Genomic DNA, 20,884 nt, shown 5'->3' on the forward strand with positions numbered 1-20,884 from the left:
CCTTTCGTACTAGGCTTTAGGAAAAATAATATAAAAACGGACTCCATCCGGTGTATTCTCCACTCCATAACTGCACCCATGCAGATCAAGAATCTGCTTCGCAATGGCCAGACCAAGCCCGGTCCCCCCCATTTTACGATTACGTGAGCGCTCTACCCGATAGAACCTCTCCCATATATACTGCCGCTCAGCTTCAGCAATGTGCTCACCCTTGTTTTCAATGGAAATATGGACAAAACCTTCACGCCTGCTAATCTCAATAGTTATATCGGTATGTGGTATCGCATGACGTATAGCATTCATCATGATATTAAAAATAACTTGCTCCAGCTTGCTTCGGTCACCCTCAACCGTCTGTTCTGTTGTGGATACAAGCACCACATCCAATCCTTTGTCCTTTAGTTGCGGACCCAGACGGCCAGCGATATCTTCAATCATGTCAGCCAGTGCAACAGCATCCGTATTCAATTGAACCGCTGAGGATTCCAGTCGCACCAGATCCAGCATCTCTTCAACCATCGTTTCCATTTTGATCGTCTCATCGGCAATGATCTCAATGTAACGCTCCCGTTTGCTCTCACTGACGCCATCCTTCAACCCTTCAGAATATCCCTTAATAATGCTGATTGGTGTCTTAAGTTCATGTGATGCATCGGCAAAAAACTTGCGCTGACGCTGTTCAATCTCCTGCTTCATTTCCATATCTGTACGCATCTGCGTGTTGGCCTGCCTCAGCTCTTCCAGTGTCTGACCCAAGGTTCCCGATAAGGCATTGAGGCTGTTAGACAGACTCCCGATCTCATCATTACGCCGGATGGGTGATTTCACCGTGAAATCCAGCGTAGACATTTTCTTGGCGACATGGTTCAAGGCCAAAAGCGGCTTCGTTATAATTCGGGACAGGAGCAACGCCAGCAACAGAATCAATATAAATGCCCCTATGCCAAAATACGCATAGAACAAACGTGTTGCCTCATTCGCTTCCCTCATCTCCTGTAGAGAGGTGAGCGAAAAGATCAGTTGTTGCTCGGGTCCGGAACGATGCACTGGAGCAATGGTGATGACATTGCGAACACCGCTCCAGCTATCCATCCATTCTTCATTGAGCATTTTGCCATTCGCCAACGTAAGTTGGTCTTCGGTGGACAACGGGAACCGGCTATCCAGTGCTTGCACCAGCAGTCCCTGCCTTTGACTCCACGTTGCCAGATTGGGAAGAACGACCTCGGTCAATACGCCTGACCATTCCTTTACCGGTTCAATCGATTCCTGAAAACTTTCTGTTCCCCATGCGGCAGAAGTGGCATCCTGGATTTTGAATGGATAGACCATGGATTCGCTGGCCGGACCTTTCACCGTCAATTCTTGCCCATATTTCAGATGGGATGTGATCCAGCCAGCATTCTCACTATTGATAAACAAGGACAAGGACACTTTCATGTGACTTCCATCCTCTTGAAGCAACGTAATGTGGAACGGGTCATTAACCAATCTTCCGGTATTCGTCAAAATGACCAGATGTGATTGATTCTGACGCATGAACTTCCCGGTCTCCTTGGCTAGCTGTAAATCACTCCAATGTCCATTGGAATATTGCTGTTCGAACTTGGACAGCTTTTTCTTCATACTGCTGACCTTTTGATGCTGATAGAAGTCGGGGAACCAGAACAACTGGGCAAAAACCGTCGTCCCATATAGAAGAACCAGACATCCTGCCATGACCAGGAAAAGCTTCATCGTTACGCCATTTCTTCTCATGCTTCTGCCTCGAAACGATATCCAGTGCCAATCACCGTCCGGATACTCTTGGCTTCATCACCCAGTTTGCTGCGCAACTTCTTGATGTGGGTATCCACAACACGTGAGTCCCCTTCAAAATCAAATCCCCAGATCCGATTCAAAATGGCATCCCGGGACAACACAATGCCTGCATTACGCACCAAATAAAGCAACAGATCATATTCCTTTGGTGCAAGTTCCACTTCAATTCCGTCCTTCTCCAGGCGTCTGGCCCATGGATCAAGGGTTACCTGTCCGAAGCGAATCACACCCTGCTCTCGTCCAAATGCACCTTCAACACGCTTCATTAATGTCTCTGCACGTGCAACCAGCACACGTGGACTAAACGGCTTGGTAACGTAATCGTCTACGCCCAGCTGAAATCCATGAATTTTATCGTCATCCTCGGACCGTGCAGTCAGCATGATAATAGGTACGGTGGATTGGGATCGAATATGCCCACATAACGTCCATCCATCCATTTCAGGCATCAAAACATCCAGAATAACCAGATCTACCTCATGCAGAGCCAACAGTTCCAGTGCCTGTACTCCATGTTCTGCTTCTATGACGTTCCATTGTTCTTTTATGAAATAATCGGCCACAATCTCACGAATGCGGCTTTCATCTTCCACCAGAAGCACTGTTCTGATCATGGCCGACTCTCCTTTTAGATTTCTGATGATAACATACCTATTCCATGTGTCGTTCATGTGTCCACACATGTTTTGGAATGCTCCCATGATATATACGACTAATATAAGCCAAAAGTTACTAATTTTTATAAAAATTCGCATAAAAAAGAAGCCATCAACGAGCAAGCTCCTGCTCATTGACAGCTACTTGAATGAAATCGAAGTGTGTTATCCAGAATTGATGCGCTACTGCGCGCTCCCTGGCAACACTTAACGTTGTTGCTCCAGACGGTGTGCCACATGCAGTGTCGGGCCAACAAAACGGTTTAGCGGGAATCCGCCGGCAATCGCTTTGGTCACGAAGGCTTTACCTTCACGAACAGCCTCTTTCACTGAAAGACCACGAGCCAATCCTGCGGTAATCGCCGCAGACGTCGTGCAGCCCGCACCATGCGTATATCCGGAGCCGACAACATCGGCTTCAAACCATTCGTAGTTCGTTCCATCATAGAGTAGATCCATTGCTTTACCCGGGCTAATGACACCTCTGTCCTTGATCAGGACATGTTTCGAGCCATGGGCATGAATTGCTGCTGCCGCTGCTTCCATCTGTTCCTTGGAGCGAATCGGTCCACTCTTCGCCAGTTGGGATGCTTCGAACAGATTAGGTGTAACCAGATCGGCACCTGGCAACAGGAATTCGATCATCGCTTCCGTATTTTCCGGTTGCAGAACTTCGTCTGTACCTTTGCATACCATTACCGGATCGATAACGATCTGTGGCAGACCGCTGCGGCGAATATGTTTTGCTACCAATTCAATAATATCTACAGAACCGAGCATACCTGTCTTCATTGCATCAAAACCGATGCCGTCCAGAACAGTGCGAAGCTGCGCTTCAACTACATTTAATTCAACAGGAAAGACCTGGTGATCCCATGTTTCGGGCTCCATTGCCACAACCGTAGTCAGTACGGTCATGCCATACACACCCAGCTCCTGAAAAGTTTTCAAATCAGCTTGAATCCCTGCACCGCCGCTCGTGTCCGAACCAGCTATTGTTAATGTTTTTGGAATCGTCATGGTAGTTGCATTCTCCTTCGTGTCTCAGTTGACATTATCCTATCCCTTGTACGAGCGGATGTCAATGGCATCTGAAGCCATACAGAGCATGGTTTTCCGAATGATTCAGTTCACATCTTTTGTCTCCAGACGAACCATGGACATCGAAGCAATCCATATCCCTATTGCTCCAAGGGTCAGAGGGATAATAATAAGCGAATGAATGGACACTTCCGACCCGTTGAATCCGGAGCAGACAATCAAAACCAACAAAATGGACGAGACCATTGTAGTTGTAACAGAATGCTTACGCATACCGAAGAATAGGGGAATGAGTGCCATACACGCAGCCGATAAAGAACTCATACTGTACTTCGCCAGAAGTCCCAATATATCCTGATTTGTCAATGATCCAGGAATGAAGGAGTAGAAATGATTAACAATCAACAGCAGTGAACCCATCAACAGATCGGTAACCATAATCATCACAAATGTAAAACCAAACACGATAATCAATTTGGCAGCAATGATTTTATGACGCTGGATGGGATAGGTGAACATGACGTTCATCGTTTTATTTCTATACTCACTGATCACCAGCTTGGATAATAAAGCTCCTGCAAATATGATAAAGGTCGCTCTCACAAACGTATCAATAATCATAAAGGCGGTCTGGTAATCGGCATAGGCATAATCTTCTGCTCCCACATCCACGAATCCAATCATGATCAGGAAAAGAAGAATGGCTATACTGGCAATACCTGCCCCTGCAAAATTACGTGCAAAACGGTGCTTCCGCATCTCAAGTCTGATTAGTTTAAGCAACGTCTTCATCCCCTTTCACAAGCTTCATGAAGTGTTCTTCCAGGGAATGAGCCCGTTTGGATATCGATTCGATCTCAATGCCGTGTTGGATCAGCTTGGTGTTCAGTTCCGATGGAATGATTCCCGGATCATAGATGCGTAACGTTTGGTCATCAACCAGTTTATAATTACTCAAACCAAGCTGGTGTTCAATGACATAGGTCGCTTTGCGGATATCCACCGCCTGTAACTCGATGTACTCATTTTGACTTCCACGAATGCTCTCCATCGATACTTCCTCCACCAAACGACCGCCGCGAATGACACCAACTGTGTCCGCAATCTGCTCTATCTCGCCAAGAATGTGACTGGAGACTAACAGGGTAATGCGATACTCATTGCTAAGGCGCTTAAACAAATCTCGCATCTCCCGGATCCCTACAGGGTCCAATCCGTTGATCGGTTCATCCAGAATGAGCAGTTCAGGTGTGGTTATAAGTGCACGAGCCAGCCCCAGCCTCTGCTTCATGCCCAAGGAGAAGTCTTTGACCGGTTTCTTGCCCGTATCCTTCAGCCCTACCATTTCCATCGTGTTGTCGATGATCTTTTTGTTGTGAAACCCCATGTATTCACAGTGAAGCTCCAGATTCTCGCGAGCAGACAGCCTATCGTAGAAAAAAGGATATTCAATAATGCTGCCCATTCGCTTCAGCACTTCATAAGAGGTCGGCGTAAGCTTCTCCCCAAACAGTTCTATCTCCCCTGTGGTTGGTTTGACGAGATTGGTGAGCATCTTCATGATGGTTGTTTTACCAGCACCATTTGGACCGAGGAATCCATAGATCTCACCTTGCTTAATATTCATATTGACGTTGGATACAACCTCCACCCCTTCATATACTTTAGTCACATCTATTGTTCGTGCGATATAATTCATCGTCCTTGTTCTCCTTTACGTCCCCTGTCCGGGTTCCTATATCTATATTGTAAAGAGAAAAGTCTTCTTTTTTATTAATCAAATCTTACAAAAACCTTAAGTCTGACCGGACACGCCAACGCAGGGTTTACCAAGACTTTAAGGTAACCGAGAATACAGTCCGTTGATGTGGCACACTATGCAAGTGAATACTTCCACCCATCCGCTCAACTAGCCGTTTCGTAATGGTCAGACCCAGGCCGCTTCCTTGATAGAGTCGATTGCGGGAATCCTCCAGTGTATACATGCGTTCAAACACACGACTATGCTCGCTCTCAGGAATCCCTTTTCCTTGGTCCCAGATCTGTAGCGTCACAGGTCCACCTATCGAATGATCAAGTGAAAGTCCCAGTACCTTACCCTCTGCTCCATATTTCATTCCATTGGTAATGAGATTATCCAGTACACGGTCCAATGCTTCTTCATTCGCTTGCACGAAGAGATCACCCGCAGGTATCTCTAGCTCCACATGCAATCCCAGATTCGTCAACATCTCATAAAAGGAAAGCATCTTTAACCGGCATAATTCACTTAAATTCACCCGACTAAGTACTAGCTCCGTGTCTCCAGATTCCAGCTTTGCCAGATCAAAAAAGGAATGGATCAAACGCAGCACTTCCTGCGCCTTATCTTGTATTTTCTCCGTCATCATCTTCCGTTCCTGATCGGTCAATGATGGGCTGTGCAGTAAGGTCTCACTATAACCCAGCACAACGGTGAGTGGCGTTTTCAGATCATGCGAAATGTTGGAGAGCATATTACGCATCTCCTTCTCCTGGTTAGCATAACCGGCCTTAGCATGGTGCGCATGATCCAGCAGCTGGTTCATGTCTTTCAAAAGCTGACTGACTTGGTCGTCACTATTGAATACAAGTAAACGCTCAAAGGTGCCTTGATCCAGAATAGCGGATATTTTCTGATGAATATAAGACAGGTGTTGGGTGCGTTTCCGCAAGCTTATCCACAATCCAATGACGGCAATGGCCAAAATAGCTGTTGTAGTGGCAAAAATCAGTGTCATCCCTGCTCCGCCTCCAGCTTATACCCGATGCCCCAGAGTGTCTTGATATACTGGGGAGCCGAAGGGTCTGCCTCCAGTTTCTCACGCAGACGACGCATATGTACGTTAATGATATTTTCGTCTCCATAATAATGATCGTTCCAGACGGAAGCGTAGATCTGAGCCTTGGTGAACACTTTGCCAGGATGGGTAACCAACAGCTTCAGAATTCCAAATTCCTTGGATGTCAGCTTGACGGGTGTACCTTCACGTTCCACCTCGTACGTCTCCATGTCAACTACGAGTCCTCCAATGTGAATACGTTGATCTTTAGCCACTTCAGCCACAGGCTGAGTAGTATAATTGGCGCGGCGAATCGCAGCTTTGATGCGGGCAGTCAGTTCTATTAACGAGAAAGGTTTGCTCAAGTAATCATCTGCACCGAACCCCAGACCTAATGCTTTGTCCACCTCCCCATCCTTCGCAGACAGAATGAGCACAGGTACCAGACTGACTGCCCGAATGGTTTGCAGCACATCCATCCCACTTTTGCGGGGCAGCATCAGATCCAGAATAACCAGATCATACCCGGGTTGTGACTGGCTGAACTGACGTTCTGCCTCTAAGCCGTCATATGCATAAGTGACGTCGTAGCCCTCTTTTTCCAAGTACGGCCCGACCATCTCACTAATTGAACGATCATCTTCAACAAGCAACAAGCGGTGACTTAACACATGCTTCCCTCCAACATGAACAGTTTTCTTTATTACCTCACAGTTTGTTTGAATTGGCAATGACATACGAAAAAACCTGACAGGAGCACCACTTTGGTATAAGTGTGTTTCCTGCCAGGTCTATGAGTGCCTGTAGATCAATGCTGGTGCTTCTAGTCTCTATATCCGTTCTCGCTGTGTATCCAGCACAGTCCAATGGTTCCTGCACCTGCATGAATACTCACCACAGGGATAAACGGCATGATTTCGGTCTTTAATTTAGGGAGCAGATTGGCAATCTGCTTCTTGATCGTGACGGCTTCTTCCTGATTGTTCGCATGCATAATGCACACATGCTTTACTTTCTCCACATCCAGCTTGAGCATATCCAGCATGCGCTCTTTTGTCCGCTTGAACGTGCGAATCTTCTCATTCACAACCACTTTGCCCTCTTCAAATCGAAGCAGCAGATGGATCTTGAGCAGTTGACTGATGATCAGCTGTGTGCCCGACACCCGGCCACTGCGGTGAAGATGCTGAAGACTGGCCGGAATGAGGTAAAAGGACATGTTATCAATCATCTGTTCAATGTTTACTTTGATCTCGGCAGCTGAACATCCCTGCTTCTGCCATTCCAGTCCTTGCATAATCATCTCACGGTGAGGATAGGCACCTGCCTTCGAATCAATTGCGGTCACCGTCACTCCTGCAATCTCTGCAGCCTGCATGGACGTATGCAGCGTTCCGCTAAGCTCTGTAGAGCAATGAATCGTAATAATCTCATCGTACTTGTCTTTGAGCGACTCATACAGTTCAATGAATTCGCCAATGGGTGGCTGCGAACTGCTCGCACGTGAAGCCTCCGCAAGTTTCTCATAGAACATTTCAGATGTAATGTCATCGGTTTCCCGGTAACATTCCTCTCCAAATACGATGCGCAGCGGTACGATGTAGATATGATTTTGCTCCGCAAAAACGGGATCCAGTGTACTGGTACTATCGGTGACCCATGCAATTTTCTTCATGACATCCTTCTCTCTTGCCGGATTGTTCGTTCTGTATCCTCAATCGTCAAGCACAAGCCCGGCGGTTTATTTAAAATTTGAATATTTCACATTGTAAACGTTTGCGATACTACCTCTCAATTATAAATGAACGGACAGACCGTTGTCTTGTGGCGCAATCATGAACACCCCTGTTAATACCATTATTAGCTAAAAAAATGTCTTGCCTGTGAAGGAATAAATTGGTATGCTGTTGTCCTTCTCTCTTTTTCGCCTTGACTGAAGTGAACGGAAACGCCGTTCAATCCACTTATCGGAGGTGTCACATGCTTTATTTCACTCTGGCTTCCAAAGCCTACTCCCGGAATCTGCAATACCGCGGGGCACACATGGTACATAACTTGGCAAGCGCCATGTTTGGTTACATGTATGCCTGCCTCTGGATCGGCATCGGGGCCGACCATACTCTCGGAGAATATGGGACACAGGGAATGATCAGTTACATTGCGTTCACGCAATCCTCTCTCTGGATCTCGGGTTTTCTCACGAACGGATTGGGTATTCCCTTATCCGTCAGGACAGGGCAGATCGCACTGGATCTGATGAGGCCTGTTCATCTGTTCACCCACCTGATGGCACGCGAATGGGGGCAGATTGCCTACCAGTTCGTGTACAAAAGTATTCCGATCTACCTGCTCTTCTCCATTGTCTTTTCCCTGCATTGGCCCTCAGACGTTTCAACACTATTCTATGCCGCACTTGGTCTTGCCGGCGCCGCATACTTATCCATCTGTATGAACTACATCATTGGTGCTACGTCGATGTGGACCACGGAGTCCTCTTGGCTTCACTGGGGCAATCACGCGATGATGAATCTGCTGGCTGGTTTTTTCATTCCGCTGGAATGGCTACCGAACTGGCTTGAACAACTTGCCTGGATATCACCCTACCCTTTCCTGCTCTATGTACCTACCCGAATCTATCTTGGTTTCGAAGATGGCTCCTTGTTATGGGGAACCTTGCTTTGGTGTGTCTTTATGACGTTGATCTGTCTTGCCATCACCCAAGTGTTACGTCGTAAAGTGGAGGTACAAGGCGGATGAAGCGAACTTCCTGGTTCAATTTATATAAAATGCTCATTCGAACAAGCATCCGCAGTCGGATGCAATACAAGTTCAATTTCATCATGGCGTCCGTACTGGCCGCTTTAATTCAGATCTCCGAGTTTCTGATGGTTGCGCTCGTGCTGCACAAATTCGGAGCAATTAAAGGCTGGACCCTCCATGAGATCGGTTATCTCTTTGCCATCATGACGTTATCCAAAACACTGTATCGAACGTTCGGAAACGAAGTTCACCATCTGGAAAAATATCTGGTTAATGGTGAGCTTGATCAACTGTTAACACGTCCCATGCCCGTATTGCTGGCACTGCTGCCGCAAAACTTCCGCATCATGGCTGGGGAAGTCCTGCAAGGCGGGTTCATTCTCTGCTGGTCATTGGCAGGCATGATGCATAGCGGACAGATTGGCTGGATAGCCATTCCCTCCTCCCTGTTCATTATCCTGACCGGTGCAGTCATTCTCTTTTCCATCGGACTTGCTACCGCCACACTGGGATTCTGGACCACACGTATCGAGGAATTACAGACGATCACTGAAGATGCCGCTCGAACGGCTGCCCAATATCCGCTAACGTTATATCCCAAATGGATGTCTGGCATTCTGTTAACGGTGATTCCGGTAGGATTCGTCAACTACATTCCGTCACTTTACCTGTTACGGGGTGAAGGAGGAGCGTGGATTCTTGTTGCTGTTGCGGCGGTTGCCGTACTGAGTTTGGCTACAAGTCTGCGTTTCTGGCAATTCGGCATGACCAAATATCAAAGTACAGGTAGCTAAGGAGGCGTAACGAATCATGAACATGATCACAGCACGGCATCTGCAAAAGGAATTCAAAACTCCTGTTATTCGCGAAGGACGTTTCTCCGGTCTACGTACGTTATTTTCACGTGAGTATGTGTCCAAGGAAGCGGTACGCGATATCAGTTTTGATATCGGCCCAGGGGAATTTGTGGGTTACATCGGTCCGAACGGGGCTGGCAAGTCTACCACGATTAAAATGCTGACAGGTATTCTGCACCCAACCTCGGGTGAGGTAAGGCTTGACGGTATGAACCCTCATCAGGACAGGCGCAGGACCGTTGGTCGACTGGGCGTTGTGTTTGGACAGCGCAGTCAGCTCTGGTGGGATCTGCCCGTGAAAGATTCATATGATATTCTGGCCGAGATGTACGGTGTCCGTGCCGAGGATAAAAAGAAACGGCTGTCCCAGTTCGCCGAGCTGCTGGACCTTGAATCGTTCTGGGCCACGCCTGTCCGCAAGCTCTCGCTTGGGCAACGCATGCGTGCCGATCTCGCAGCTTCCATGCTGCATGATCCCGAACTGCTTTTTCTCGATGAACCAACGATTGGACTGGATGTGAACGCAAAGCGGAACATTCGTCAATTTCTACGTACACTAAATGAAACGTTTGGCAAAACGATTCTGTTGACCACACATGATATGGACGACATTGAGCAGTTATGCAGCCGGGTCATGGTGATTAACCATGGTCAACTGACATATGACGGCACGATCTCGTCACTTCGCGAAACCATCGGACTACCTACGCTGATTCGGGTAACGTTCCGAGGAGCGTTTCACATCCCGGATGTTGTGTCGTCCGCGATACATATTACAGGAGTGGAAGGGCAAATTGTCACCGTGGAAGTGAACCGGAAGGAATGGAGCACAATGGACATTCTGAAACAGTTGGAGCACTGGGGTGAGATTGAAGATGTTGAGATGAAAGAACCCGATTTTGAAGATATCATTCATCGGGTGTATTAGTAGGCCCTTCTTGTGAGGAAATAGGATAAAGACCTGTTCTTACGCCGTTACATGAAAGAGGGACATGGCGTACTGTAATAACGGAGGTGAAGCGTCATGCTTGTAACCAAACATGTCCTTCTAGCATCCACCGTACACGCTACTCCCTACTTCATTGTACGTGGCATGATGCCGGGACCCGTGATGTTCATTACATCCGGGGTTCACGGGAATGAAACGGCGAGTAAGGCCGCTGCGCAAAAACTCGCAGATGATATTGCGACAGGTCGTCACGCCATTCAGCGAGGGCTGTTAATTATCGTGCCACGCGTGAACCAGCAAGCCTACGCAAAGAAAATCAGAGGCAAGCCAGATCTGAATCGTACGTTTCCACGCCGTAAGTCAGGCAAGGCCAAGCATCCGCTCGCTGCGGCAGTTTTTCAACTGGCGCGTGAACATCGGGCCGACTGGTGGCTTGATCTGCATGAAGCTAACGGTCTGTCTCAACTGAGTTCACGAGTGCTTGGACAGACGTTGATCACCAATCCCGGCAGTCGGACGATTCCAGCTTGCAGAAGAGTTATCGAACGGATGAATCGGTCGATTGCCATTCATGATCGTCATTTTAACCTCAAGCAGCATGAATTGCCGGGATCTGCCCGTACAGCGGCTTCAAGACTATTACAAGCCCGTTCCGTCACAGTGGAGACCTGTTGGAGTCTGAAACGCTCGACCCGTATCAAGTATCAGACGAAGATTGTGCACCATTTTCTGCGTGAAGCGGGTATGTCATGAGCAAGACCATTAAGATAGAACGAAAAGAACCCCGAACAAAGACCGCCCGAAGTACATCCTCAGGTGCTCTCTGTTCGAGGTGTTTTTTTATCTCTGCATCATGGCTTCCAGTATTTTATTACCCACGGGATCCAGCGGCATGAGTGGATAAAGGTCTTTTTTAGTTATAAACTTGAATATCGCATCCAGATACTCATCCACAATGGAGGCTGATCCAAAACAATAATTGGACAATAATACAACACCTATACTCTGTTCCTTATTTATAGCCAAATAACTGCTAAAACCAAATGTCCCCCCGTTATGCCAGAGAATATTCTGATCTAAGAACTTATCCTTATGCCATCCTAAATATAAGTCCGAATCTCCAATCATTATAGGAACATGACTTTTTTGTATTGCAGAGGCTATCGGATGATCATCATTAAGGTTGGCTTGAACAAATAAACTCATATCGTGAACAGATGACTTGATCGCCCCAGCCCCTGCATGTACACTAAGATCCCAGTGAGGCATCTTTTTCCCCGTTGACGTATGTCCATCTACAAATCTGCCATTCTGTTCTGCATTCAGCATAGCTGCTGTCTCCGTCATGTTTAATGGACCTGTGATATATTTTTTCAGCAGATCGTCATATGTACTGCCTGATACTTTACATAGGATATAGCCCAGTAAGCCCACGCCGGTATTGGAATACTCAAATGAACCCATCTGATCCGCAAAGTCAGCATCCGATAAAAAAGTAAGTAAATCATCTTCGGTATAATCTGAATACGGATTCAATCGGTTTTTCGTGGGGTTCAGATTTGTGGCAAGTCTAGGTAATCCAGAGGTATGCGTAGCAAGACTTTTTAAGGTAACCTTATTCAAATAATCGTTTTTACCGTTGTGTATGTACTTGCCAACCGTGTCATCCGCGGAAAGCTGCTGTTCACGTTCCAATTCTAACAGTAGGATCGATGTAAAAAGTTTGGTTACAGAGCCGATTTCGAACAATCTGTGTTCGGGAGCAGCCACGCTCTTCTTTTGGGGATTGCCTAATGAATGATATTCGATATCTTCCTTCGTAATAACGCCAATCTCAAGGTGCAGATGTTTCTTTCCTTTGATGTAATCGGATACAAAACCTTGTAATTCTATCATAGAAAATGTTACTCCTTTTATGGTGTGAATTTCATTATTGGAATGTTGAAATCACGTTAACCACCATTATGTATTGGCAAACTACACTATGTATTCTTTCTAAATCTCCGATTCCCTGCTCAATAGTCCACGCCTGTTTTCTCCTAAACAGGAAAAGAGCCGCGATTACGGCTCTTTCTTCTGCACCCTGAACGATTGAATATAATTATCGATATCGTCCTCCGGTGTATGCAACAGTCGTGCCAGATGAATCTGCATCTGTTCCAGATGGTCAATATGTGTCTGAATGTCAGCGATGCGTTCGCGTACAAGGGTTTTTAACGTATCCTTTTCCATGTCTTCCTGACTGAGTAACTGTAACGTATCCTGTATTTCCTTTAGAGAGTAACCCAGCGACTGGGCATCCTTAATGAACTTAATTTTGACCAGATAATCCTCGGTATACACCCGATATCCGTTGGAGGAACGACGGGGAGCAGGCAGAATTCCACTATCTTCGTAATAACGGAGGGTTGCCATACTTACACCGGTACGCTTGGCCAACATTCCTCTTGTCATGGTTTCCATGCCTACGCCTCCATCCTTCTGCAGATTTATTGTGTTTGTTCGTTGCGTATCTTAGTATATGTGGCATCATAGGTGGCCTCGTGAAATTGTGCTGAAGATCCTTGCAGCAATGGCTGCTCTTTCCCTTTCAGATAACGGTCAAAGAATGCCAGCGCATAGGATCTGGTTATATCCACATTATGTTCTGGCGTCATGCCTCTGGCAAATAGTTTCGGTGAAATCAACGATATATCCGTAAAGCTTTGATGGAAGAAATTCTCCACCGTCAGATAATAGGTATCATTAAGACTGTTTGACATCACCCGATCCAAATCAGGCTCAAACTCGGGATAAAATACTTTATCCTTGGCAGTGGCCTCCGGGTCCAGACTTTTGGCTGTCCCACCCGACATGATATACATAAACGGCTGTTTCAAGGCTGTTGTGGATACTTTACCCCAGAAACCGCCTTCCAAACTAAGTCCTGCTTTGAAACGGTCATCCTGAGCCAGCGCTTCCGCCGTGGTTGCACCGCCGTAGGAGTGACCCAAGATACCGACAGAATCCAGATCAAGCTTGCCTTCGAGCAATTGATTCGGATCATGTGAATTCCACTGTGTGAGAGTGTCCAGTACAAAGCTTGCATCCTCTGCACGAATACCTATACCTTTTATATTATATTGATATAGTTCTCCTGACGTTGCAAATTCAGGGTCAGCCTGATAGGAGACTGCACGTCCATCGGGGAATGTCACTTGTGCTGACGTATAAGGGTGATCTATCCCCACCACAATGTAACCGTGGCTAACCAGCTCCTCAATCATCGTCATGCTCTGAAAACGGGCTGAGCGGATACCCGGCGAGAATAGCAAAACCGGATACTTGCTTTGGACGGCGGACATCTCAGCTCCTTGCACCACATGTGTTGGAATGGTATCCAGATAACTGAACACCTGAGACGGAATGCCAAACACCAGACTGATCGCTTCTCCCAGTTCACTAGGGTAATGCTCCTGCGGCAGCCCTTGGGCGGTTTTCTGATCCACCGGATACCACACATTAATCATAAGTTCCCGCTTATCTCCTGCCTCGGGTGTTTTGGTCTCTTCGCGAGATTCATCCACCAGGTGCTCAGAGAACGTGCCAATGGCATATGTGCCGGTTGGTTCAGGCATCGTAAAAGCAGGTAAGAGCCAGGTCAGTATGATTGAACCTGCACTGAAGGCCAGAAGCAGAATCAATATCAGCGTCATCTTTATTCTTGAAAGACGGTTGGGTCTCCGCACGCTCTGAACATAACGATCACCGCGGTATGATTTCATTAGTTGAATGATTAACGTAATGAATAATACAAGTGTAACGATATAGGTTGGTATCACCTGCACGCGAAATGAATTGATCAAGCCATGCAGAAGTACTGACAGAACCAGAGCTGTGAGTATGCCCACTGTTATTGCCCGGCGCTTCGGAAACACTAGCATGAGTACCGTAGCAGCTACGGTTACCAATACCAAAATCCATTCTAAAATTCTCATTATTCAGCCTCCAATATTTCTTGATAAAAAAAGAATAAACCTTGAAGTATACTTCAAGGTCAAGGCTGTATTTTAGAAAAGATTTTATCGAGGAATTCGTAAATCCCATTTGCGAAGTTCGGTCAACGTACACGTTCCGGACGAGAAAGCCTTGATACCTGTTGAGTTCGGCCCAGGATAGATCCGTCCTGTCATCACTTGCTCCCCCTGCTGAATGAACACCTCAATGGAGCTGACATCTATAAAGATATGAAGTTCCAGTTTCCCGTCAAGCAGTTCCACTGTTACAGCTCGTTCTCCGCCCGGCCCTTGTCCGGCCTGCTCGCGATTCAAGCATAAACGACGCTGCTCTACATCATAGGAAATCACGGTTTCTTCATCCTCACCCGTGCGCAACTTTAACCCAAAGTGTTGTGCCTGTTCCGCTTCGAATACAGCATACAGTTCGTAACGGTCTCCACTGATTCCTAGATCTAAATCATGTTCATCACCATTTAAATGTATACCATACTGCTCGGTGCCTTCCGACCTGTACTGTATAAGTTCGGAAAGAGGCTGGAATATCAATCGTTCTCCCCTACGAATCAATTGTCTTGGCAACGTCATCGCTCCAGCCCAGGCATGGGACTGTTGTGTCGGGATTTCCGTTTCCCACGTATCCATCCAGGCCACCATGATTCGTCGTCCCTGTGCATCCTCCATCGTCTGAGGTGCGTAAAAGTCGAAGCCACAGTCCAGCGGAACGTACTGCTCGTACTTCAACACACCCTGGTCTTCATCCAGCGTTCCCATCATATAAACGGTCGAATGCAAGTTGCGATAGTTATCTCCCTGAGCAGGCATGCGTTGCGGAGACATGATCAGAATATCTCGGCCATCCAGTGTGAACAGATCGGGACATTCCCAATTGTCGCCAAGCGTCCCGTCACTCTGGGCCATAATGTTGACATAACTCCAATCCAGCAAGTCCGTTGAGCGGTATAACAGAATGACACCTTTACCCGCAGCATCATTTGATCCAAGGACGCAATAGTACACACTGTTTCGTTCAAACACTTTCGGATCACGGAAGTCCTTCGTACTCGTATGCTCCGGAATCTGATCCAGCCGAATGACCGGATTCATCGTGCTTTTGACAAAATCAATCCCATTGTCCGAGACAGCGATATTCTGTGTCTGCAAGTAATCGTTATCCTTGTCAGGTCCAGTCACGACATGTCCCGTGTACATCAGCACCAACTTGCCATCCTGCACGATTGCACTTCCGGAGAAACAGCCTCCACTGTCGTAGCTCTGATCAGGCGCCAGTGCAACAGGCAGGTAAGACCACGTAACCAAATCACGGCTCACCGCATGGCCCCAGTGCATCGGCCCCCATACCGGTTCATAGGGATAATGCTGATAGAACAAATGATACATCCCACCGAAGTATATGAAGCCGTTGGGATCATTCATCCAGCCCACCTCTGGCATCAAATGATAGGCCATTCGATAGGTTGGATCAACCTGATGTCGATGCTCCTTGATATATGCGTTGGCCCGGGCGAGTGTATACCTCTCCTTTGTTTGAGCCGAAGAACTCGTCAGTCCAAGGTCTGTCTCTTGCCTTGTGTCTATTTCCTGCTTCTCGTGTCGTTCCTGGTTCATATGTCCTTCACTCCTGTCTCTCTCTATATCACCCGACTGAACTTATTTGATTGCCCCTTGCATGACCCCCTGAATAATGTACTTCTGCGCAAACAGATAAACGATCAGGACAGGTAGCAGGGTCAACACCAGACCAGCCATCAATGGACCGTAATCCACTGTATATGTCCCATAAAAATAAAACGTGGACAACGGTAGCGTACGCTGCTCGGATGAAGTCAGTACCAGAGAAGGCAGCAAAAAATCATTCCATATCCACAATACATTCAGCACGCTAATCGTTACGGTTGTTGGCAGTAACACTGGCAGTACGATACGGAAAAAGGTCTGCACTCTGCCGCAGCCATCCATTAGAGCCGCTTCTTCAAGCTCCAGGGGAATACTTTTGATAAAGCCATGGTAGATAAATACGGCGAGCGGACTGCCAAAGCCAATATACATGTAGATCAGCGACCACTTGTTATCCAGCAGGCTGAGCGAGCCGTATATTTTAACCAATGGAATCATAATTGCCTGAAACGGAATAATCATCGCAGCTACCATCAGGAAAAAGAGATACTGATTCACCTTGCTTTTGTGACGAACAAAGTAATGGGCTGTCATCGCCGCAAAAAGAGCAATCAGTAATACACCTGCAATGGTAATGAGCAACGAATTGCTGAATGCGGATACATATCCCATTTTGTCAAACGCATTGACGTAATTATCGAATTGAAAGGAGCTTGGCAAGCCCAGCGGATCGGAGGTAATTGCCTGGTTAGCCTTGAACGAATTGACGATTAGAAGCACAAACGGAAATACAAACAAAATCATCACAATGATTAATGCAATAAACTTCATCCAGTTGAGAATGCGCGATTGTCCAGCCATCATGCCTCGACCTCCAGTTTTTTGCTGAAATAGACCTGGAGCAATGTAATGGAGGCTACAAGGATAAACAGAACAAAGGCTTCTGCCTGACCCAATCCGTAGTCACGAGCAAGAAAGGCCTGCTCATAAACATGCATGGATACCATCTCTGTGCTCTTGAAGGGCCCGCCACTGGTCAAAGAGACGTTCAGATCATACACCATGAATCCCCGTTGCAGTGACAAAAAGATGCATACAATAAACGAAGGAACCATCAGTGGCAATACAATGCGCGCCAGCATTTTGCGATTACTTGCCCCATCAATGCTGGCTGCCTCCATAACATCCTTCGGCACATTCATCAGTCCTGCAATGTAGATAACCATCATATAACCGGCATACTGCCAAACGGTCACCACAACAAGAGCCCAGAACGCTTTATCCGGATCAGCCAACCAAGAGGTGGAGAACAGCGTGAGATTCATTTTTTGTCCTGCAAAGACGAGTACCTGATTAAAAATAAACTGCCAGATGAAACCAAGCACGATTCCGCCCACCAGATTTGGCAGGAAAAATCCAGCCCGAAACCAGCCCTGTGCCTTCATTCCCCGAGTTACAACGTAAGCGAGCAGGAAGGCAACCGCATTGGTCAGCACAACGGTAATAAATACGTACTCCAGCGTCATCCCAAATGATTTCCAGAACACGGTGTCCTTGAACACACCGATGTAATTATCCCAGCCAACAAAGTTTTGATCGATGGCAATGCCATCCCAGTTCGTAAACGTCAAATAAATACCATACAAAAATGGAATAATCATCACCGTAGCAAACGCAAATAATGTCGGGCCAGTAAAGATCAGGCGGGTGCGCAGACGTGTCCATAATCCTTTTTCGGTCAGCATTGTCAACCTCCACTCTATCCAAATGATTAGCCTGGCGGTTATACCGGAAACAAGTCGAACAGACCTCGTGTGGAAGCTGTATGTTCACCATCTCCGGCGTACCGCAAGTCTCTCTCTATGTGCTGCACAGGGCTATGATTAATTCCTTTATTTCACGTTGCTCCAGTATGCCTGAATTTCACTGGCAAGTCCGGCACGGTCAATGACGTCAGCCAAATATTTCTGCATGGATGCACCCAGTTTGGACCAGTGATCCGCAGGAAGTGTGCTCATTGATTCCTCGATTTTGCCTGCCTTGATGTATTCACTAATGGATTTGCCAAGTGGATCGGTTGGCTCCAATGTAATGTTGCTGAATGCCGGAATAATACTGGCTTGATTCACCAGGAAATCCTGACCTTTTTCGTTATAAACGATCCAGTCCAAAAATTTCTTCGCTGCTTCCTGCTGCGCTGGTGTGCTCTTTTCCTTATCCAGCAATATTCGTTTGGATACGGCAGCAGAGATTTGCGTATTACCGAAATCATCTGGATTATTACTCACAGGTACCGGGAGGAAGCCATATTTTCCATCTGCTGTATCAAAGCTTGAAATTTGTGGCCATGCCCAGTTGCCCTGGAACCAGATACCTACCTCACCCTTGCCAAGCACTTCAGGTCCACGCTCATAGGTTCCGGACAGTGGAGAAGCCTTGTCAATATTGTAGGTTTTCATCAGATCAAATGTATCTAACAAGCCATTAAACACGGCATTGGAAGCAAGGTCCACTTGACCTGCCTTCAGATCAGTAATGAATTGATCCACCTTCGCACGGTCTGAAGACTGCCCACCATATGCAAGCCCCAGATAATGCGCACCAAGCGACCAATCCATCGGAGATACAATCAAAGGTGATTTTCCAGTAGCAGCGATCTTTTGGAACAACTCATCAAGCTGTGCAGTGGTCTGTACAGACTTTGGATCGAATGTCCAACCTACCGCCTGATCCAAGACATTCTGGTTATAGATGAATCCATATCCTTCAATAGAGAACGGGAAGGCATAATTTTTGCCATCAAACGTTGTAGCCGCTGTACTGTTCTCCACAGCATCCTTCATCCAAGACTCGGATGTGAGATCCAAAACACGATCCTTGAATTTCTCGACATCTCCTGTATCCAGCATCATCATCGTTGTAGGGCTGCCGGAGGCATACAGAGCAGACGCTTTTTCAAACGGAGACTGTCCACTGCCTACAGGTACAATTTCGAGTGTTATATTTGGATTTTCGGCATGGAAGTCTTTAGCTGCTTGTTCCAACTGACTGTTAATTTCCGACTTGGAATTAAGCAAGGTGATTTTGACACTCTCACTGCTGCTACCCTCTGAGGAGGAGTTGGACTCCGTCGCTGCTTTACTTCCACATGCCGACAATACAAGCATCATAATCAATGACAATACCGATAATTTCATCCATCTCTGTTCTCTTTTCATCTTGTTATGGCCCCCGATCAATAGTTTAAAAGGAAACGCTTACAAATCGAATTATAATGTCAAAGGTTTGACATGTCAATCGTTTGACATACCATTCAAAAAAATTTTTTCTCGACTTCATTTCTTCGTGGTAAAAGGAGGAATAGGAAAAAACGACCTGTATCAGGTCGTCTCTCTCTCCACGATGTTAACTGGCAAAATATGCTCCATTCCGATCTTCTCTTGTGCGAGCTGGCGCCGAATCAGATCAATCGCCAGCTTAGCCATGGCCTCCACAGGCTGCCTGATCGTTGTAATGCCAGGCACCGTATACGCTGCCGCACGACTGTCATCATAACCTATAATAGCAATATCGTCGGGTACCTTGCGCCCACCTAACACGATCTGCTTCAGCGCATGCACCGCCATCAGATCACTCGTTACAAAGAGCCCATCCACCTCGGGGTGTTGTGCAAGCAGCTTATCCACCAATTCCGTATACTGATGCTGATCAAACACATTCAGATCGGTTTCATGAATCATGACCGGTTTGACTCCATGAGCCTGCAATGTATCAACGAAACCTGTCGTCCGGCGATTGGACAGCATTTGCAATTCCAAATTACCGCAGATATGTGCCAAATGTCGTCTGTTCTTCGAGAGCAACAATTCAGCAGCCATAACCCCTCCCTGATAGTTATCAGATGAGATAAACGGGATGTCTTCACCGATCTTACGATCAAAGGTCACGATTGGGGAATGCAGATTCATATACTCATCAACTTCCAGTGTATGACTTCCCATAATAATGCCATCCACGCGATTACCCTTGAGCATTTCCACATATTCACGCTCTTTGGAAGGGTCCATGTGGGAATTGCATAACATAATTTTAAATCCATTCTGGTAAGCATGATACTCAACATAGCTAGCCAGTTCTCCAAAAAACGGATGGGATACATCGGGAATAATCAAGCCTATCACATTGGATTGCTTACGCAGAAGAGAACGGGCAATTTCGTTGGGTCGATAGTTCAGTTCGTCCATGGTTTGATACACTTTGTCCCGAGTCTTCTGACTGATATATCCCCGGTTGTTTAATACACGCGAGACGGTAGTTACAGAAACTCCTGCCCTGAGTGCAACATCATGAATAGTTGCCATAACAG

Annotated in this window: 20 protein-coding genes; 4 read left to right on the forward strand and 16 right to left on the reverse strand. The window is 46.8% G+C overall.

From position 1 onward, the window contains the following. Positions 1-9: 9 nt before the first annotated feature. The 8 genes from MKY01_RS27530 to MKY01_RS27565 all read right to left on the reverse strand — a co-directional run bounded on the left by MKY01_RS27530 (position 10) and on the right by MKY01_RS27565 (position 7,994). Entirely contained in the window at positions 10-1,758 is a 1,749-nt protein-coding gene (locus MKY01_RS27530; RefSeq protein ID WP_339284318.1) for a HAMP domain-containing sensor histidine kinase, read from the reverse strand. Then, positions 1,755-2,435 (reverse strand): response regulator transcription factor, encoded by a 681-nt coding sequence (locus MKY01_RS27535; RefSeq protein WP_339284319.1) that lies wholly within the window; start codon positions 2,433-2,435, stop codon positions 1,755-1,757. The genes MKY01_RS27530 and MKY01_RS27535 overlap by 4 nt, the downstream gene beginning before the upstream one ends. A 249-nt stretch (positions 2,436-2,684) precedes the next feature. Continuing rightward, complete coding sequence (gene thiD / locus MKY01_RS27540; RefSeq protein ID WP_017692191.1) at positions 2,685-3,497, reverse strand: bifunctional hydroxymethylpyrimidine kinase/phosphomethylpyrimidine kinase; 813 nt, start codon at positions 3,495-3,497, stop codon at positions 2,685-2,687. A 105-nt stretch (positions 3,498-3,602) separates the two neighbouring features. Continuing rightward, the gene (locus tag MKY01_RS27545; protein WP_339284321.1) at positions 3,603-4,301 is read right to left on the reverse strand and encodes an ABC transporter permease; all 699 of its coding nucleotides are present in this window, start codon (positions 4,299-4,301) and stop codon (positions 3,603-3,605) included. Then, positions 4,294-5,217, reverse strand: a complete 924-nt coding sequence (locus MKY01_RS27550; RefSeq protein WP_100529857.1) for an ABC transporter ATP-binding protein — start codon at positions 5,215-5,217, stop codon at positions 4,294-4,296. The genes MKY01_RS27545 and MKY01_RS27550 overlap by 8 nt, the downstream gene beginning before the upstream one ends. 127 nt (positions 5,218-5,344) lie before the next feature. Further along, positions 5,345-6,277 (reverse strand): sensor histidine kinase, encoded by a 933-nt coding sequence (locus MKY01_RS27555; protein WP_339284323.1) that lies wholly within the window; start codon positions 6,275-6,277, stop codon positions 5,345-5,347. Beyond that, entirely contained in the window at positions 6,274-6,990 is a 717-nt protein-coding gene (locus tag MKY01_RS27560) for a response regulator transcription factor (protein WP_076253548.1), read from the reverse strand. Before MKY01_RS27560 ends, MKY01_RS27555 begins: the two co-directional genes overlap by 4 nt. Positions 6,991-7,142: 152 nt before the next feature. Further along, positions 7,143-7,994 carry a DegV family protein gene (locus MKY01_RS27565; protein ID WP_036606840.1) on the reverse strand — a complete coding sequence of 284 codons (852 nt, stop codon included), beginning with the start codon at positions 7,992-7,994 and terminating at the stop codon, positions 7,143-7,145. 305 nt (positions 7,995-8,299) lie between these two features. On the opposite strand from MKY01_RS27565, the gene MKY01_RS27570 reads away from it, so the two are divergent. The 4 genes from MKY01_RS27570 (at position 8,300) to MKY01_RS27585 (ending at position 11,638) form a co-directional block, all read left to right on the forward strand. Next, positions 8,300-9,076 carry an ABC-2 family transporter protein gene (locus tag MKY01_RS27570; RefSeq protein ID WP_036606839.1) on the forward strand — a complete coding sequence of 259 codons (777 nt, stop codon included), beginning with the start codon at positions 8,300-8,302 and terminating at the stop codon, positions 9,074-9,076. Then, complete coding sequence (locus tag MKY01_RS27575; RefSeq protein WP_127546631.1) at positions 9,073-9,873, forward strand: ABC-2 family transporter protein; 801 nt, start codon at positions 9,073-9,075, stop codon at positions 9,871-9,873. The genes MKY01_RS27570 and MKY01_RS27575 overlap by 4 nt, the downstream gene beginning before the upstream one ends. A 22-nt stretch (positions 9,874-9,895) precedes the next feature. Then, the gene (locus tag MKY01_RS27580; RefSeq protein ID WP_100529915.1) at positions 9,896-10,864 is read left to right on the forward strand and encodes an ATP-binding cassette domain-containing protein; all 969 of its coding nucleotides are present in this window, start codon (positions 9,896-9,898) and stop codon (positions 10,862-10,864) included. Between the two features lie 96 nt (positions 10,865-10,960). Continuing rightward, positions 10,961-11,638 (forward strand): succinylglutamate desuccinylase/aspartoacylase family protein, encoded by a 678-nt coding sequence (locus MKY01_RS27585; RefSeq protein WP_339284327.1) that lies wholly within the window; start codon positions 10,961-10,963, stop codon positions 11,636-11,638. A gap of 87 nt (positions 11,639-11,725) precedes the next feature. Here MKY01_RS27585 and MKY01_RS27590 read toward each other — a convergent pair whose 3' ends face one another. From MKY01_RS27590 to MKY01_RS27625, 8 genes are all read right to left on the reverse strand, one after another. Further along, the gene (locus MKY01_RS27590; protein WP_339284328.1) at positions 11,726-12,781 is read right to left on the reverse strand and encodes a serine hydrolase; all 1,056 of its coding nucleotides are present in this window, start codon (positions 12,779-12,781) and stop codon (positions 11,726-11,728) included. A 165-nt stretch (positions 12,782-12,946) separates the two neighbouring features. After that, the gene (locus tag MKY01_RS27595; RefSeq protein ID WP_339284330.1) at positions 12,947-13,348 is read right to left on the reverse strand and encodes a MerR family transcriptional regulator; all 402 of its coding nucleotides are present in this window, start codon (positions 13,346-13,348) and stop codon (positions 12,947-12,949) included. Positions 13,349-13,374: 26 nt separating this feature from the next. After that, a complete protein-coding gene (locus MKY01_RS27600; protein WP_339284332.1) occupies positions 13,375-14,862 on the reverse strand; it encodes a lipase in 1,488 nt (495 codons plus the stop codon). An 84-nt stretch (positions 14,863-14,946) separates the two neighbouring features. After that, on the reverse strand, positions 14,947-16,509 hold the full coding sequence (locus MKY01_RS27605) for a glycoside hydrolase family 32 protein (RefSeq protein ID WP_339284334.1): 1,563 nt from the start codon (positions 16,507-16,509) through the stop codon (positions 14,947-14,949). 42 nt (positions 16,510-16,551) lie between these two features. Beyond that, positions 16,552-17,379 (reverse strand): carbohydrate ABC transporter permease, encoded by an 828-nt coding sequence (locus MKY01_RS27610; RefSeq protein ID WP_036607075.1) that lies wholly within the window; start codon positions 17,377-17,379, stop codon positions 16,552-16,554. Beyond that, positions 17,379-18,263, reverse strand: coding sequence for a sugar ABC transporter permease (locus MKY01_RS27615; protein ID WP_339284336.1), 885 nt, complete (start codon positions 18,261-18,263; stop codon positions 17,379-17,381). Before MKY01_RS27615 ends, MKY01_RS27610 begins: the two co-directional genes overlap by 1 nt. 147 nt (positions 18,264-18,410) lie before the next feature. After that, the gene (locus MKY01_RS27620) at positions 18,411-19,736 is read right to left on the reverse strand and encodes an ABC transporter substrate-binding protein (RefSeq protein ID WP_339284338.1); all 1,326 of its coding nucleotides are present in this window, start codon (positions 19,734-19,736) and stop codon (positions 18,411-18,413) included. Positions 19,737-19,898: 162 nt separating this feature from the next. Continuing rightward, complete coding sequence (locus MKY01_RS27625) at positions 19,899-20,879, reverse strand: LacI family DNA-binding transcriptional regulator (RefSeq protein WP_339284340.1); 981 nt, start codon at positions 20,877-20,879, stop codon at positions 19,899-19,901. Between the last annotated feature and the right edge of the window lie 5 nt (positions 20,880-20,884).

Origin of the sequence: Paenibacillus sp. FSL R5-0486 (assembly GCF_037975155.1) — a bacterium.
Taxonomy (GTDB): Bacteria; Bacillota; Bacilli; order Paenibacillales; family Paenibacillaceae; genus Paenibacillus; species Paenibacillus amylolyticus.